Genomic DNA, 14,643 nt, shown 5'->3' with positions numbered 1-14,643 from the left:
GGTTCGCATAACCCTCAACGATGGAAGCCACCATGACGCGCCCGAATATCCTGTTCATCATGGCCGACCAGATGGCCGCGCCCTTGCTGCCGATCTACGCCTCTTCGCCGATCCAGATGCCGCACCTGAGCCGCCTTGCCGAACAGGCGGTGGTGTTCGACTCGGCTTACTGCAACAGCCCGTTGTGCGCGCCGTCGCGCTTTACCCTGGTCAGCGGCCAGTTGCCCAGTCGCATCGGCGCCTACGACAACGCCGCCGACTTCCCCGCCGATGTGCCGACCTACGCCCACTATCTGCGCCGCCTTGGCTACCGCACCGCGCTGTCGGGCAAGATGCACTTCTGCGGCCCGGACCAACTGCATGGCTACGAAGAACGCCTGACCAGCGACATCTACCCCGCCGACTACGGCTGGGCGGTGAACTGGGATGAGCCGGACGTGCGCCCGAGCTGGTATCACAACATGTCCTCGGTACTGCAGGCCGGCCCGTGCGTGCGCACCAACCAGCTGGATTTCGACGAGGAGGTGGTGTTCAAGGCGCGCCAGTACCTGTACGACCATGTGCGCGAAAACGATGGTCGACCGTTCTGCCTGACCGTGTCGATGACCCACCCGCACGACCCCTACACCATCCCCCGGCGCTATTGGGATCGCTACGAGGGTGTGGATATCCCCATGCCCCGCGCCGAATTCGACCAGGCAGAACTCGACCCGCACTCACAGCGCCTGCTGAAGGTCTACGACCTGTGGAACAAGCCGCTGCCTGTGGACAAGATCCGTGACGCCCGCCGTGCCTACTTCGGCGCCTGCAGCTACATCGATGACAATATCGGCCTGCTGCTGCAGACCCTGGAGGAATGCAACCTGGCCGACGACACCCTGATCGTGTTCTCCGGCGACCACGGCGACATGCTTGGCGAGCGTGGCCTCTGGTACAAGATGCACTGGTTCGAGATGTCGGCGCGGGTGCCGCTGCTGGTGCACGCGCCGAAGCACTTCGCGCCAGCCAGGGTCAGCGCCTCGGTGTCCACCTGCGACCTGCTGCCGACCCTGGTCGAGCTGGCCGGAGGTGCTGTGGATAACCACCTGCACCTGGATGGCCGCTCGCTGGTCGGCCACCTGCAAGGGCAGGGCGGCCATGACGAAGTGATCGGCGAATACATGGCCGAAGGCACCGTCGGCCCGCTGATGATGATCCGCCGCGGGCCGCACAAGTTCGTGTACAGCGAAGACGACCCATGCCTACTCTATGACCTGAGCCGCGACCCGCACGAGCGGGAGAACCTCACCGGCAGCCCGGAACACCAGGCGCTGCTGCAGGCATTTGTCGATGAAGCACAGCAACGTTGGGATATCCCCAGCCTGCGCCAGCAGGTTCTTGCCAGCCAGCGGCGCCGCCGCCTGGTGGCCGAGGCGCTGGCCATCGGCAAGCTGAAAAGCTGGGACCACCAACCGCTGGTGGACGCCAGCCAACAGTACATGCGCAACCACATCGATCTCGACGACCTCGAGCGCAAGGCACGTTATCCACAGCCCGCCCCCCTGGATTGAGAAGAGAGGCCGCCATGCACAAGTTCTCCGCCGCCGTGTTCGCCCTGGCCCTGAGCCTGGGTACCGCCACGGCCCACGCCGCCGACAGCGACGCGCAATGCACCACCGTGAAGATGGCCGACCCCGGCTGGAGCGACATCGCCACGACCAACGCCTTGGCCCGCCTGCTTCTGGAAAGCCTGGGTTACCAGGTGAAAATCGACAGCCTGGCCGTGCCGATCATCTACGGCGGCCTCAAGGATGGCCGCGTCGATGCCTTCCTCGGCAACTGGATGCCGGCACAGCAGGGCTTTCATGACAAGTTCATCGCCAACGGCGATGTGCAGCAGCTTTCACGCAACCTGGAAGGAACCGAGTTCACCCTGGCAGTGCCCGACTATGTGTGGAATGCCGGGGTGAAGGATTTTGCCGACTTGCAGAAACACGCCGACCAGTTCGACAAGAAGCTGTACGGGATCGGTTCCGGGGCACCGGCCAACCTGTCGTTGAAGGAAATCATCGACAAGAATGAATTCAACCTCGGCCAGTGGAAGCTGGTGGAGTCCAGCGAGCAGGCGATGCTGGCGCAGGTCGACCGGGCGGTGAAGAAACAGCAGTTCATCACCTTCCTCGGCTGGACCCCGCACCCGATGAACGTGAAGCTGAAGATGCATTACCTGAGCGGCGGGGAGAAGTGGTTTGGCAGCAAGGGCGAGGTGTATACCCTGACCCGCAAGGGTTATCCACAAGCCTGCCCGAATGCGGCCAAGCTGCTGGGCAACCTGAAGTTCACGCTGGACATGGAAAACACCATCATGGCCGAAGTTGTGGACAAGAAGATCAGCTTCGATGATGCGGCCAAGGCTTGGCTGAAGGCGCACCCCGAGTTGCTGGAAGGGTGGTTGGCCGGGGTGACGACCAAGGCCGATGGCAATGCGCTGGAGGCCGTCAAAGCCAAACTGTAACCTCACAAGCAAACCTCTATCCCTGTGGGAGCGGGCATGCCCGCGAACACCGGCGAAGCCGGTGCCATCCACCGCGGCGGCTTCTTCGCGGGCGCGCCCGCTCCCACAGGAATTGGCGAAACAGTAAGGAATGTGGATAACCCATGCATCGCCTCACTCACCTGCTGCCCTTCCTCTCCTGGCTCCCCCGCCAATCGGGCCGCAGCCTGCGCCAGGACCTGCTGGTGGGCCTGAGCGGTGCAATCCTCGCCCTGCCGCAATCCATCGCCTATGCCCTGATCGCCGGCCTGCCGGCCGAGTACGGACTGTACGCCGCCATCGTGCCAGTGCTGATCGCCTGCCTGTGGGGCTCGTCCTGGCACCTGATCTGTGGCCCGACGGCTGCCATCTCCATCGTCCTCTACGCCAGCATCAGCCCGCTGGCCGTGACAGGCAGCGCCGACTACGTCACCTTGGTGCTGCTGCTGACCTTCGTCGGCGGCATCTTCCAGTTGCTGCTGGGGCTTTTGCGCTTCGGCGCACTGGTCAATTTCGTCTCCCATTCCGTGGTGCTCGGCTTCACCCTGGGCGCCGCTGTCGTCATTGCCCTGGGCCAGCTGCCCAACCTGCTGGGCATGGACCTGCCAAGCCAGGCCACGGCGCTGAAGACCGTGCAGGACCTGGCCAGCCATGCCGGCGAGGTCGACCTGCCTTCCTTGATTCTGGGCCTGGCCACAGTGGCGATCGGCGTGGCCTTCAAGCTCTGGCGCCCACGCTGGCCCAGCCTGTTGATAAGCCTGATTTTGGTAAGCCTTCTGGCCTGGCTGCTGCCTGGGTTCTTTGGCCATGTGCCGCGTGTGCCGGCATTCACCGGCCAGCTGCCACCCTTCAGCCCACTGCCCTTGCTGGATGTGGAACTGATCCTGCGCCTGCTGCCCAGCGCCGTGGCAGTGGGCATGCTCGGGTTGGTCACCAGTCTGTCGATTGCCCGCTCGTTGTCGGCACGTTCAGAGCAGTTGATCGACGCAGACCAGGAAATACGCGCACAGGGCCTGTCGAACATCGTCGGTGCGTTTTTCTCTGGCTACCTGTCTTCCGGCTCCTTCACCCGCTCCGGGCTGAGCTACGACGCCGGCGCCCGCTCGCCCATGGCCGGGGTATTCTCGGCGCTGTGGGTGGCGGTGTTCGCCGTTGCCGGGGCCGGTCTGATCGCGCACCTGCCGATTCCGGCCATGGCCGGCAGCATCCTGCTGATCTGCTGGGGGTTGGTGGACCACCGGGGGATTCGTGCGCTGTTCCGGGTCAGCCGCTCGGAGTTTCTGGTAATGGCGCTGACGGCGGCAGCGACCTTGTTGCTGGAGCTGCAGACGGCGATTTATGCCGGAGTGCTGGCGTCGCTGTTCTTCTATCTGAAGCGCACTTCACGGCCACGGGTACAGCAGAGCCGCGAAGGGGAGGCGGACGTGCTGCGGGTGGGCGGGTCGATCTTCTTTGGTGCGGCGCATTACCTGCAGGTGCGCTTGCAGCGCTGCCAGGGGCCGCATGTGGTGATCGATGCGCGGCAGGTGAACTTCATCGATTACTCGGGTGTGGATATGTTGCACCGCGAGGCGCGGCGGTTGCGGCGGGCGGGGGGGAGTCTGACCCTGCACCGGGCCAGGCCGCAGGTGATCGAGGAGTTGCAGAAGCTGGAAGGGGTGGAGCTGTGCCCGATCCGGTTTGAGGAGTGAGGCTGAGATATTGGGGCTGCTTTGCAGCCCATCGCAGGCAAGCCAGCTCCTACAGGGACAGCGCCGGCCTCAGGCCTTGTGATATCCCTGTGGGAGCTGGCTTGCCTGCGATGGGCCGCAAAGCGGCCCCCAACAATCTCAGCCCCGAGCCAGCTGCCGGCGCAACTCAGCCAACACTGGCGCCGTATCCGGCCGCACCCCACGCCAGATAAAGAAAGCCTCAGCCGCCTGCTCAGCCAGCATCCCCAGCCCATCCAGCACCTTGGCCGCCCCCAGCTTCTCTGCCCACTGGCAAAACGGCGTAGGCTCCTTGCCATACATCATGTCGTAGCAAACCGTGCGCCCCGCCTCGACCAGGCTGTCGGCAATCGGCGGCAACTCACCGGCCAGGCTCGCCGAGGTGGCATTGATGATCACATCCACCGGTTCCTGCAACCAGGCAAACCCGCTGGCTACCACCGGCCCCAGCTCATCGAACTCACGCGCCAGCTGCTCGGCCTTCTCCACAGTCCGGTTGGCAATCACCAGCGACTGCGGCTTGTGCGCCAGGATCGGCTCCAGCACGCCACGCACCGCACCACCAGCACCCAGGATCAGAATGCGTTTGCCCGCCAGCTCGACCCCCGCATTCACCGTCAGGTCGCGCACCAGGCCAGCGCCATCGGTGTTGTCGCCCTGCAGGCTGCCATCGGCCAGCTTGCTCAGCGTGTTCACCGCGCCAGCGCGCTGGGCACGCGGGGTCAGGCTGTCGCACAGGCGGAAGGCCTCTTCCTTGAACGGCACGGTGACGTTGCCACCGCGGCCTTGCTTGAAGAAGCCGCGCGCGCAGTCGCTGAACTCGTCCAGCGGCGCCAGCAGGGTGGCGTATTCCAGGTCCTGGCCGGTCTGTTCGGCGAACAGGCGATGGATCAGCGGCGACTTGCTGTGGCCGATGGGGTTACCAAAAACGACGTACTGGTCCATGACGGCTCCTTGATTATCCACAGGCTTACTGGCCGAGCCAGTCGCGGTCCTGCAGGAAGTACTCGGTCAGGCGCGCTTCTTCACTGCCGGGCGCGGCCTTCCAGTCGTAGCCCCAGCGCACCTGCGGCGGCAGCGACATGAGGATGGACTCGGTGCGGCCACCGGACTGCAGGCCGAACAGGGTGCCACGGTCGTAGACCAGGTTGAACTCCACGTAGCGGCCACGGCGGTATTCCTGGAACTCACGCTGCTGCGGGGTGTAAGGGGTGTCCTTGCGGCGCTGGATGATCGGCAGGTAGGCGTTGACGTAGGCGTCGCCGATGGCGCGGATGAAGGCGAAGCAGGTGTCGAAGTCCCACTCGTTCAGGTCATCGAAGAACAGGCCACCGATGCCGCGTGGCTCGCCACGGTGCTTGAGGTGGAAGTAGCGGTCGCACCAGGCCTTGTAGCGCGGGTACACGTCGGCGCCGAACGGCGCACAGGCCTGCTCGGCCACACGGTGCCAGTGGATGCAGTCTTCCTCATTGCCATAGTACGGGGTCAGGTCGAAGCCGCCGCCGAACCACCAGACCGCCTCTTCACCTTCCTTTTCGGCGATGAAGAAGCGCACGTTGGCGTGGGAAGTGGGCACATGCGGGTTGTGCGGGTGGATCACCAGCGACACGCCCAGGGCCTCGAAGCCACGGCCCGCCAGCTCGGGGCGGTGGGCACTGGCCGACGGCGGCAGACCAGCGCCGAACACGTGGGAAAAGTTGACCCCGCCTTTCTCGATCACCTTGCCATCGCCGATCACCCGCGTGCGGCCCCCGCCACCGGCTTCGCGCACCCAGGCGTCCTCGACGAAGCGGGCGCCGCCGTCTTCAGCTTCGAGGGCAGAGCAGATGCGGTCTTGCAGGTCGAGCAGGTAGGCTTTCACGGCCTCGGTGCGGCTAGTCATCGGGTCACCAGGAACGGGCAGGGAAGAATTCGCCGCGTAGCATACCACCCCCAGCCCGCGCGCCGCAGTTGACGGCGATCAAGCAAAGGCGTCCGATAGAAGGCCTTTCCCGACCCATACGACAGGAGTGCGAGATGGCCAAGCGTATCCAGTTCAGCCAGCATGGCGGCCCGGAAGTGCTGCAGTTTGTGGAATTCGAACCAGCCCCGCCAGGGCCACAGCAGGTGCGTGTGCGTAACCATGCGATCGGCCTGAACTTCATCGATACCTACTTCCGCAGCGGGCTGTATGCACCGCCATCCCTGCCTTCGGGGCTGGGCACTGAAGCGGCTGGCGTGGTCGAGGCCGTGGGCGAGGGCGTGACCCGGCTGAAAGTGGGTGACCGCGTGGCCCATGCCGGCGGCCCGCTGGGCGCGTACAGCGAGGTGCATACGCTGCCGGAAGCCAACCTGGTGAAGCTGCCCGACAACATCAGCTTCGAGCAGGCGGCGGCGGTGATGCTCAAGGGTTTGACCGTGCAGTACCTGCTGAAGCAGACCTATGAGGTGAAGGCGGGTGACGTGATCCTGTTCCACGCAGCAGCTGGCGGCGTGGGTTCGTTGGCGTGCCAGTGGGCCAAGGCCTTGGGCGCCAAGCTGATCGGGACAGTGAGTTCTGCCGAAAAGGCCGAGCGGGCCAAGGCGCTGGGGGCGTGGGCGACCATCGATTACAGCCGTGAAGACGTGGCCCAGCGGGTGCTGGAGCTGACCGACGGCAAGAAATGCCCGGTGGTGTATGACGGTGTGGGTGCCGACACCTGGCTGACCTCGCTGGACTGCCTGCAGCCGCGCGGATTGATGGTGAGCTTTGGCAATGCCTCGGGGGCAGTGAGCGGGGTGAATCTGGGGATTCTGGCGCAGAAAGGGTCGCTGTATGTGACCCGGCCGACTTTGGCGACCTATGCCAACAATGCCGAGAATACCCAGGCCATGGCCGATGACCTGTTTGCGATGATTGGCAGCGGCAAGCTGGTTGTGGATATCCAACAGCGGTATCCGCTCAGCGAGGCGGCCAAAGCACAGGCGGAGCTGTCGGCTCGGCGGACTGTGGGTTCCACAATTCTGCTTCCTTGAGTTCACTCCCACAGGTACTGCGTCGGCGTTGAATACAGCGCTATCCCTGTGGGAGCGGGCATGCCCGCGAAGCAAGCACCGCGGTGCATGGCACCGGCTGCGCCGGTGTTCGCGGGCGCGCCCGCTCCCACAGGTACTGCGTCGGCCTTGAATATGGCGCTATGCCTGTGGAGGACGGGTGGTTGGCATCGACTCGATACCATCGAGAATCGCCTCCACCAATCCCTCCGCCAATTCAATGGAATGCAGGCTCGACCAATACATGCCACGGCCTTCTTCGCGCAGGTACTCGAGGGCTTTCGAACCCGTTTCGTAGGCGCCTCGCAGATACAGAGCTACATGAACCAAGGCGTCCTCGGCGGAAATGTTCGGGTTTACGGTGAACAGCGGTTCGTGGCCGGCGTCGCAGCGGCCGAAGGGGCGGGTGGATGTGCAGGGTAGGGGTGGATCGGGGACAATCTTCTTCATCACTAGATCTCGCTTCATGGCACCACCCAGTCGTTACCACACGAATAGGTGGCAGCTGTACGCAGGGTGGTAAACCGGGTGGGAGATCTAAAACCCAGCAGGCACGAAGCCTCCTGCGAACAGCCGCCATGGACTGCCAAGATCACCCAGAACCCGGGTTACCACACCCGATCGCCGAGTTATTCGGCGACGGCTGAAGCCTAAGGGCAGAGGTTCCCAGTGAGAAGGTGATGGCAGAGGACGCGGCTCGTAGGATATTTCCCAAGCCGCAAGCTGGACAGCCATTCGAGACAAAATCAGAAAAATCTGCGGGGTTCTGGGGCCGCTTTGCAGCCCAATCGCCGGCAAGCCAGCTCCCACACCGACCGCACCGATTTCAAGTCATGTGCAGTACCTGTGGGAGCTGGCTTGCCGGCGATCGAGGGCGAAGCCCTCGCCAGCGGTATCAGCCCGGGCGAACGACTTCGCCAGTCACCAGGTCACGAATCACACTCGGGTTCTTCCTTCCACCCAACGCCCCACCCAGCACCAGATCCAGCTGGCCATGGAAGTACTGCTCCACCCGCAACCGGGTCTTCGCCGCCGGGCGCCCGCCCGGGTTGCACGAAGTGGAAATCAACGGCCCCACCAACGCACACAGCTCGCGCACCAACGGGTGGTCACTGACCCGCAGTGCCACGGTGTCATGTTGCCCGGTAACCCATTCGGGCAACAGGTCCTGGTGCGGCACCAGCCAGGTGTTCGGCCCCGGCCAGGTGCTGCCCATGCGGTCTATCCAGTCTTCGGGGAAATCCTCAAACAAGAAGTCGAACTGGCGGATGTTGTCGGCTACCAGAATCAGGCCTTTATCCACAGGCCGCGACTTCAGCGCCAGCAGGCGATACACCGCGTCCTCGTTCCACGGGTCGCAGCCCAGGCCCCAGACCGCTTCCGTCGGGTAGGCGATCACTGCACCCGCCCGGATCTCACGTGCGGCTTGTTGCACACGAAAACTGCTCACCATTTCTGTTACTCCGCCTATATACCTTGCTTGTGAGCAGTGTACTTAGCCCGCGCGGGCAAACCAACGCCCGGCTTCATTGCTGACCCGGCCTTCCAGCTCCAGTTCGGTCAGCTGCGCCAGCACGTCGGCCAGCGGCAGCTCGCTGCAGTGGGCCAGGCTTTCGCTGGTTTGTGGCGCAGCATGCAGCAGGGCGAGCAGGGGATGGTCGAATTTATCCACAACCGCAGGCGGCAGGTTCTGCCAGCCCTGCAGGCTTTCCAATATCTGCTCCACGCTCTCCACCAGCAGCGCGCCGTCACGGATCAACTGGTGGCAGCCCTTGGCACCGGGGTGGTGAATGGAGCCCGGTATGGCATACACCTCGCGGCCTTGCTCGGCAGCCAGGCGTGCGGTGATTAGCGAGCCACTGGCCAGGCTGGCCTCGACCACCAGCACGCCCAGCGACAGGCCACTGATGATGCGATTGCGCCGCGGGAAGTTGCCGGGCAGCGGCCCGGCATCCAGCGGGTACTCGGAAACCAGCGCGCTACCGTTGTCGATCATCGCTTGCGCAAGCGACTTGTGGCGCTGTGGATAAAGTTTTTGCAACCCCGTACCGAGCACGCCAACCGTGCCCCCACCAGCCTGCAATGCGGCCCGATGAGCGGCACCGTCGATGCCCACGGCCAAGCCGCTGGTAATGGTGAAACCGGCCTGCGCCAGGTAGCGGGAAAATGCCGCAGCAGTATCGAGCGCCGGGGGTGAAGCACGCCTGCTGCCCACAATTGCCAGCTGTGGGCGCTCGAGCAAGGCCGGGTTGCCAGCGACGAAAAGCAGCGGAGGGGCATCGTCGATTTCCGCCAATAGTGGCGGGTAGCCAGGGCCGTCCCACATCAGTAAATGCTGGCCCGGGCGCTCTAACCAGGCCATTGCGGCCAGTGCGCCCTCACGTACTTCGGCACTGCGCCGGGCATCGATGGTGGCCTGTGGTATGCCCAATGCGCGCCACGCGCCGGCCGGTGCGCACAGTGCCGAAGAGGCACTGCCAAAGGCCTCCAGCAAGGTGTTAAAACGACGCAATCCCGTTTCCGGCAGCCGGTGCAGGCGTAATCGCGCCTCCAGTTCGGCAGGCGGAAGAGGCGACGAATGGTAGGTCTGCATGGGGATCATCCTTGATCGAAATGGGGCCATCGACGTGGCACAAACTGTGGATAACTTTGTTGATAACGCTTTGACAACCTGTCCATCGAATGGGCTATAAGCGGCCCTTGAAAACCCTAGCCGAGCTTTGCCAGGTGCTGAAATCCCCGTTTCCCTTTATTATGTGTGCTCAGTTTTCAACCGAACGCACAGTGACTGCCTGACCTTATGGCCATCTTGAACATTCTCGAATTCCCGGACCCGCGCCTGCGCACCATCGCCAAGCCGGTGACGGTGTTCGACGACGCCCTGCGTCAGCTGATCGACGACATGTTTGAAACCATGTACGAAGCCCCTGGCATCGGCCTGGCGGCCACCCAGGTCAACGTGCACCAGCAGGTCGTGGTCATGGACCTCAGTGAAGACCGCAGCGAGCCGCGCGTCTTCATCAACCCCACGGTCGAAGAGCTGACCCATGACATGGGCCAGTACCAGGAAGGCTGCCTGTCGGTACCTGGCTTCTACGAGAACGTCGACCGCCCGCTGCGTGTGCGGGTCAAGGCCCAGGACCGCGACGGCAAGCCGTACGAACTGGAGTGCGAAGGCCTGCTGGCGGTGTGCGTGCAGCACGAATTCGATCACCTCAACGGCAAGCTGTTCGTCGACTACCTGTCGCAGCTCAAGCGCGACCGGATCAAGAAAAAGCTGGAAAAGCAGCACCGCCAGCAAGCCTGATCCCCACCTTCCAGAAGGCTTGCTCCGGCAAGCCTTTTTCTTTTTTGAAGCGAGAACTCCATGCGCATCGTCTTTGCAGGCACTCCAGAGTTTGCCGCCGAACACCTCAAGGCCTTGCTCGACAGCCCCTACGAGATCGTGGCCGTCTACACCCAGCCCGACCGCCCGGCCGGCCGCGGCCAGAAGCTGATGCCGAGCGCGGTCAAGCAACTGGCTGTGGCCCATGACATCCCGGTGTTCCAGCCGCCGACCCTGCGCAACGCCGAAGCCCAGGCCGAACTGGCCGCGCTGAAGCCGGACCTGATGGTGGTGGTCGCCTATGGCCTGATCCTGCCGCAGGTGGTGCTGGATATCCCGCGCCTGGGCTGCATCAATAGCCATGCCTCCCTGCTGCCACGCTGGCGCGGTGCCGCACCGATCCAGCGCGCCGTGGAAGCCGGCGACGCCGAGAGCGGTGTGACCGTGATGCGTATGGAAGCGGGCCTGGACACCGGCCCGATGCTGCTCAAGGTGGTCACCCCGATCAGCGCCGAAGACACCGGCGGCAGCCTGCACGACCGCTTGGCCGAGATGGGCCCGCCCGCAGTCGTCCAGGCCATTGCCGGCCTGGCCGACGGTTCGCTGCAAGGCGAAGTGCAGGACGATGCCCTGGCCACCTACGCGCACAAGCTGAACAAGGACGAAGCACGCATCGACTGGAGCCGCCCGGCCGTCGAGCTGGAACGCCTGATCCGTGCCTTCAACCCGTGGCCGGTTTGCCACAGCACCCTCGATGGCGAAAGCGTGAAAGTGCTGGCCGCCAACTTGTCCACAGCGACAGGCACCCCCGGCGAGATCCTCTCCGCCAGCAAGGACGGCCTGGTGGTCGCTTGCGGTGACCAGGCGCTGAGCCTGACCCGTCTGCAACTGCCCGGCGGCAAGCCGCTGAACTTCAGCGACCTGTTCAACAGCCGTCGCGAGAAATTCGCCAGCGGCAAGGTGCTGGGCCAATGAACCCACGCCTCGCCGCCGCCCGTGCCCTTGCCGCTGTGCTCAGTGGCAAGGCCTCGCTGAACAGCTCGCTGCCGGCGCAACTGGACAAGGTCGATGAACGCGACCGCGGCCTGACCCAGGACCTGGCGTTCGGCACCGCGCGCTGGCAGCCACGCCTCGACCTGCTGGCCGCGCAACTGCTGCAGAAGCCGTTCAAGGCCGCCGATGCCGATGTGCAGGCGCTGCTGCTGGTCGGCCTGTACCAGCTGTTCTACAGCCGTATCCCGGCCCACGCGGCCATTGGCGAGACTGTCGGATGTGCCGACAAGCTGAAGAAGCCGTGGGCCAAGGGCCTGCTCAATGCCGTGCTGCGCCGTGCCCAACGCGAAGGCGAAGAGTTGCTGGCCGGCATGGAGCGCGACCCGGTGGTACGCACCGCCCACCCGCGCTGGCTGCAGAAGTCGCTCAAGGCCTTCTGGCCGGAGCAGTGGGAGGCCATCTGCGCCGCCAACAACGCCCACCCGCCGATGATCCTGCGGGTCAACCGCCGCCACCACAGCCGCGATGCCTACCTGGCACTGCTGGCCGAGGCAGGTGTTGGCGCCAGCGCCTGCCAGTACAGCCGTGACGGTATCGTGTTGGCCGAAGCCTGCGATGTGCGCGGCCTGCCAGGCTTTGCCGAAGGCTGGGTGAGCGTTCAGGACGAAGCCGCGCAACTGTCCGCCGACCTGCTGGAACTGGCCCCCGGCCAGCGCGTGCTCGACGCCTGCTGTGCACCAGGCGGCAAAACCTGCCACCTGCTGGAAGCCGAAGCCGGCCTGGCCCACGTGGTGGCCATCGACCTCGAAGCCAAGCGTCTGACCCGCGTGCGCGAGAACCTCGACCGCCTGCAACTGGACGCCGAGCTGATCGCCTGCGATGCCCGCGACACCGCCAGCTGGTGGGACGGCAAGCCGTTCCAGCGCATCCTGCTCGACGCACCGTGCTCGGCCACCGGCGTGATCCGCCGTCACCCGGACATCAAGCTGACCCGTCAGGCCGACGACATCCCGGCCCTGGCCACGCTGCAAGGCGAGCTGCTCGATGCCCTGTGGCCGACCCTGGAAGTGGGCGGCATGCTGCTGTACGCCACCTGCTCCAGCCTGCCGACCGAGAACACCGAAGTGATCGATGCCTTCCTCGCCCGCACCCCGGGCGCCCGTGAGCTGGACCTGGCCACCGAAGCCGGCCTGCGCCAGCCTCACGGCCGCCAGTTGCTGGCCCAGGAAGGCGGCCACGACGGTTTCTACTATGCCAAGCTGATCAAGATCGCCGCCTCGCGCGGATAAGAACAAAAGGTAGGGAGTAGCGGATGAAGATCATCATCCTCGGCGCAGGGCAGGTAGGCGGTACGCTGGCGGAGCACCTGGCCAGCGAAGCCAACGACATCACCGTGGTCGACACTGACGGCGACCGCCTGCGCGACCTGGGCGACCGCCTGGACATCCGCACCGTGCAAGGCCGCGGCTCGCTGCCTACGGTGCTGCGCCAGGCCGGTGCCGACGACGCCGACATGCTGGTGGCGGTAACCAACAGTGACGAGACTAACATGGTCGCCTGCCAGGTGGCCTATTCGCTGTTCCACACGCCGACCAAGATCGCCCGGGTGCGCGAGTCGGCCTACCTGACCCGCGAAGAGCTGTTCGACAACGACCATATCCCGGTCGACGTGCTGATCAGCCCCGAGCAGGTAGTGACCAACTACATCAAGCGCCTGATCGAGCACCCGGGCTCGCTGCAGGTAATCGACTTCGCCGAAGGCAAGGCCCAGCTGGTGGCAGTGAAGGCGTACTACGGTGGCCCGCTGGTAGGCCAGCAATTGCGCCAGATCCGCGCGCACATGCCCAACGTCGACACCCGCGTGGCGGCCATCTTCCGCCGCGACCGCCCGATCACCCCGCGGGGCGACACGGTGATCGAAGCAGACGACGAAGTGTTCTTCATCGCCGCGAAGAAGGACATCCGCGCGGTGATGGGTGAGCTGCGCCGTATCGACGAAACCAACAAGCGTGTGGTCATCGCCGGTGGCGGGCAGATCGGCGAACGCCTGGCCGAGGCTATCGAAAGCCGCTACCAGGTGAAGATCATCGAGATGAGCCCGGCCCGTTGCCGACACCTTTCCGACACCCTGGAAAGCACCGTAGTGCTGCAGGGCAGCGCCTCGGACAAGGACCTGATGCTGGAGGAGAACATCGCCGACGCCGACATCTTCCTGGCCCTGACCAACGACGACGAGGCCAACATCATGTCGTCGCTGCTGGCCAAGCGCCTGGGTGCGCGCAAGGTGATGACCATCATCAACAACCCGGCCTATGTCGACCTGGTGCAGGGTGGCGACATCGACATCGCCATCAGCCCGCAGCTGGCCACCATCGGCACCTTGCTGGCGCATGTGCGCCGGGGCGACATCGTCAGCGTGCACTCGCTGCGCCGTGGCGCGGCCGAGGCGATCGAGGCGGTGGCGCACGGGGATTCGAAGTCGAGCAAGGTGGTCGGCAAGGCGATCGAAGACATCGCCCTGCCGCCGGGCACTACCATCGGCGCGATCATTCGTGACGAAGAGGTGATGATTGCCCACGACGACACCATGATCGAATCGGGCGACCATGTGATCCTGTTCGTTGTGGATAAAAAGCATATTCGGGATGTGGAGAAGCTGTTCCACGTCGGCTTGAGTTTCTTCTAGGAGCACAGGGCATGCGCGAATCGCTGGAGAAGATGCTGGCCAAGGGTGTGGATAACCCGTTGTTGAGGTTCGGCCTGGGCAAGGCCTGGCTGGACGAAGGCAATGGTGCTGAAGCGGCGGTGCATCTGGCACGGTGCGTGGAACAGGACCCGAAGTACTCGGCGGCGTGGAAGCTGCTGGGCAAGGCGCATCAGCAGCAGGGTGACCTGGCGGCGGCGCGCAAGGCCTGGGAGGAGGGGATCGTGGCGGCGCAGGCCCATGGGGACAAGCAGGCCGAGAAAGAGATGACCGTGTTCCTGAAGAAGCTCAACAAGACATCAGGTTAACGCGGTCCCTGTGGGAGCGGGCGTGCCCGCGAAGAATTCAACGCGGTGACTGGCACCGGCTGCGCCGGTGTTCGCGGGCA

At 64.5% G+C, this 14,643-nt stretch carries 14 protein-coding genes; 9 read left to right on the top strand and 5 right to left on the bottom strand.

What is annotated here, in order from left to right; genetic code table 11:
• Positions 1–32 precede the first annotated feature (32 nt).
• The 3 genes from betC to CAG44_RS02795 all read left to right on the top strand — a co-directional run bounded on the left by betC (position 33) and on the right by CAG44_RS02795 (position 4,203).
• Positions 33–1,550 (top strand): choline-sulfatase, encoded by a 1,518-nt coding sequence (gene betC / locus CAG44_RS02810; RefSeq protein ID WP_085691545.1) that lies wholly within the window; start codon positions 33–35, stop codon positions 1,548–1,550.
• Positions 1,551–1,564: 14 nt separating this feature from the next.
• The gene (gene choX, locus CAG44_RS02805; protein ID WP_013970274.1) at positions 1,565–2,494 is read left to right on the top strand and encodes a choline ABC transporter substrate-binding protein; all 930 of its coding nucleotides are present in this window, start codon (positions 1,565–1,567) and stop codon (positions 2,492–2,494) included.
• A 143-nt stretch (positions 2,495–2,637) separates the two neighbouring features.
• Positions 2,638–4,203 (top strand): SulP family inorganic anion transporter, encoded by a 1,566-nt coding sequence (locus tag CAG44_RS02795; protein WP_085691544.1) that lies wholly within the window; start codon positions 2,638–2,640, stop codon positions 4,201–4,203.
• Positions 4,204–4,341: 138 nt separating this feature from the next.
• Here the strand turns inward: CAG44_RS02795 and aroE are convergent, their stop codons facing one another.
• The gene (gene aroE / locus CAG44_RS02790; RefSeq protein WP_025337190.1) at positions 4,342–5,166 is read right to left on the bottom strand and encodes a shikimate dehydrogenase; all 825 of its coding nucleotides are present in this window, start codon (positions 5,164–5,166) and stop codon (positions 4,342–4,344) included.
• 25 nt (positions 5,167–5,191) lie between these two features.
• A complete protein-coding gene (gene hemF, locus CAG44_RS02785; protein WP_019098072.1) occupies positions 5,192–6,103 on the bottom strand; it encodes an oxygen-dependent coproporphyrinogen oxidase in 912 nt (303 codons plus the stop codon).
• A gap of 134 nt (positions 6,104–6,237) precedes the next feature.
• On the opposite strand from hemF, the gene CAG44_RS02780 reads away from it, so the two are divergent.
• On the top strand, positions 6,238–7,215 hold the full coding sequence (locus CAG44_RS02780; protein WP_025337189.1) for an NADPH:quinone reductase: 978 nt from the start codon (positions 6,238–6,240) through the stop codon (positions 7,213–7,215).
• A gap of 159 nt (positions 7,216–7,374) precedes the next feature.
• Here CAG44_RS02780 and CAG44_RS02770 read toward each other — a convergent pair whose 3' ends face one another.
• The 3 genes from CAG44_RS02770 to dprA all read right to left on the bottom strand — a co-directional run bounded on the left by CAG44_RS02770 (position 7,375) and on the right by dprA (position 9,826).
• Positions 7,375–7,683, bottom strand: a complete 309-nt coding sequence (locus tag CAG44_RS02770; protein WP_178076904.1) for a hypothetical protein — start codon at positions 7,681–7,683, stop codon at positions 7,375–7,377.
• 445 nt (positions 7,684–8,128) lie between these two features.
• The gene (locus CAG44_RS02765) at positions 8,129–8,686 is read right to left on the bottom strand and encodes an L-threonylcarbamoyladenylate synthase (RefSeq protein WP_085588893.1); all 558 of its coding nucleotides are present in this window, start codon (positions 8,684–8,686) and stop codon (positions 8,129–8,131) included.
• A 42-nt stretch (positions 8,687–8,728) separates the two neighbouring features.
• Entirely contained in the window at positions 8,729–9,826 is a 1,098-nt protein-coding gene (gene dprA, locus CAG44_RS02760) for a DNA-processing protein DprA (protein ID WP_075046836.1), read from the bottom strand.
• 207 nt (positions 9,827–10,033) lie between these two features.
• On the opposite strand from dprA, the gene def reads away from it, so the two are divergent.
• Genes def through CAG44_RS02735 form a run of 5 tightly spaced genes read left to right on the top strand, consistent with a single transcriptional unit; the run spans position 10,034 to position 14,563 of the window.
• Complete coding sequence (gene def / locus CAG44_RS02755) at positions 10,034–10,540, top strand: peptide deformylase (protein ID WP_003260000.1); 507 nt, start codon at positions 10,034–10,036, stop codon at positions 10,538–10,540.
• Positions 10,541–10,600: 60 nt separating this feature from the next.
• Entirely contained in the window at positions 10,601–11,533 is a 933-nt protein-coding gene (gene fmt / locus CAG44_RS02750; RefSeq protein ID WP_085691543.1) for a methionyl-tRNA formyltransferase, read from the top strand.
• Positions 11,530–12,840, top strand: a complete 1,311-nt coding sequence (rsmB, locus tag CAG44_RS02745) for a 16S rRNA (cytosine(967)-C(5))-methyltransferase RsmB (RefSeq protein WP_013970265.1) — start codon at positions 11,530–11,532, stop codon at positions 12,838–12,840. The genes fmt and rsmB overlap by 4 nt, the downstream gene beginning before the upstream one ends.
• 23 nt (positions 12,841–12,863) lie before the next feature.
• Entirely contained in the window at positions 12,864–14,237 is a 1,374-nt protein-coding gene (gene trkA / locus CAG44_RS02740) for a Trk system potassium transporter TrkA (protein ID WP_013970264.1), read from the top strand.
• Between the two features lie 11 nt (positions 14,238–14,248).
• Positions 14,249–14,563, top strand: coding sequence for a tetratricopeptide repeat protein (locus tag CAG44_RS02735; protein WP_085691542.1), 315 nt, complete (start codon positions 14,249–14,251; stop codon positions 14,561–14,563).
• The last annotated feature ends 80 nt before the right edge of the window (positions 14,564–14,643 follow it).

The sequence above is a fragment of the Pseudomonas sp. B13(2017) genome, assembly GCF_002113245.1.
GTDB lineage: Bacteria > Pseudomonadota > Gammaproteobacteria > Pseudomonadales > Pseudomonadaceae > Aquipseudomonas > Aquipseudomonas putida_Z.
This window is presented reverse-complemented; position numbering and strand designations above follow the sequence as displayed.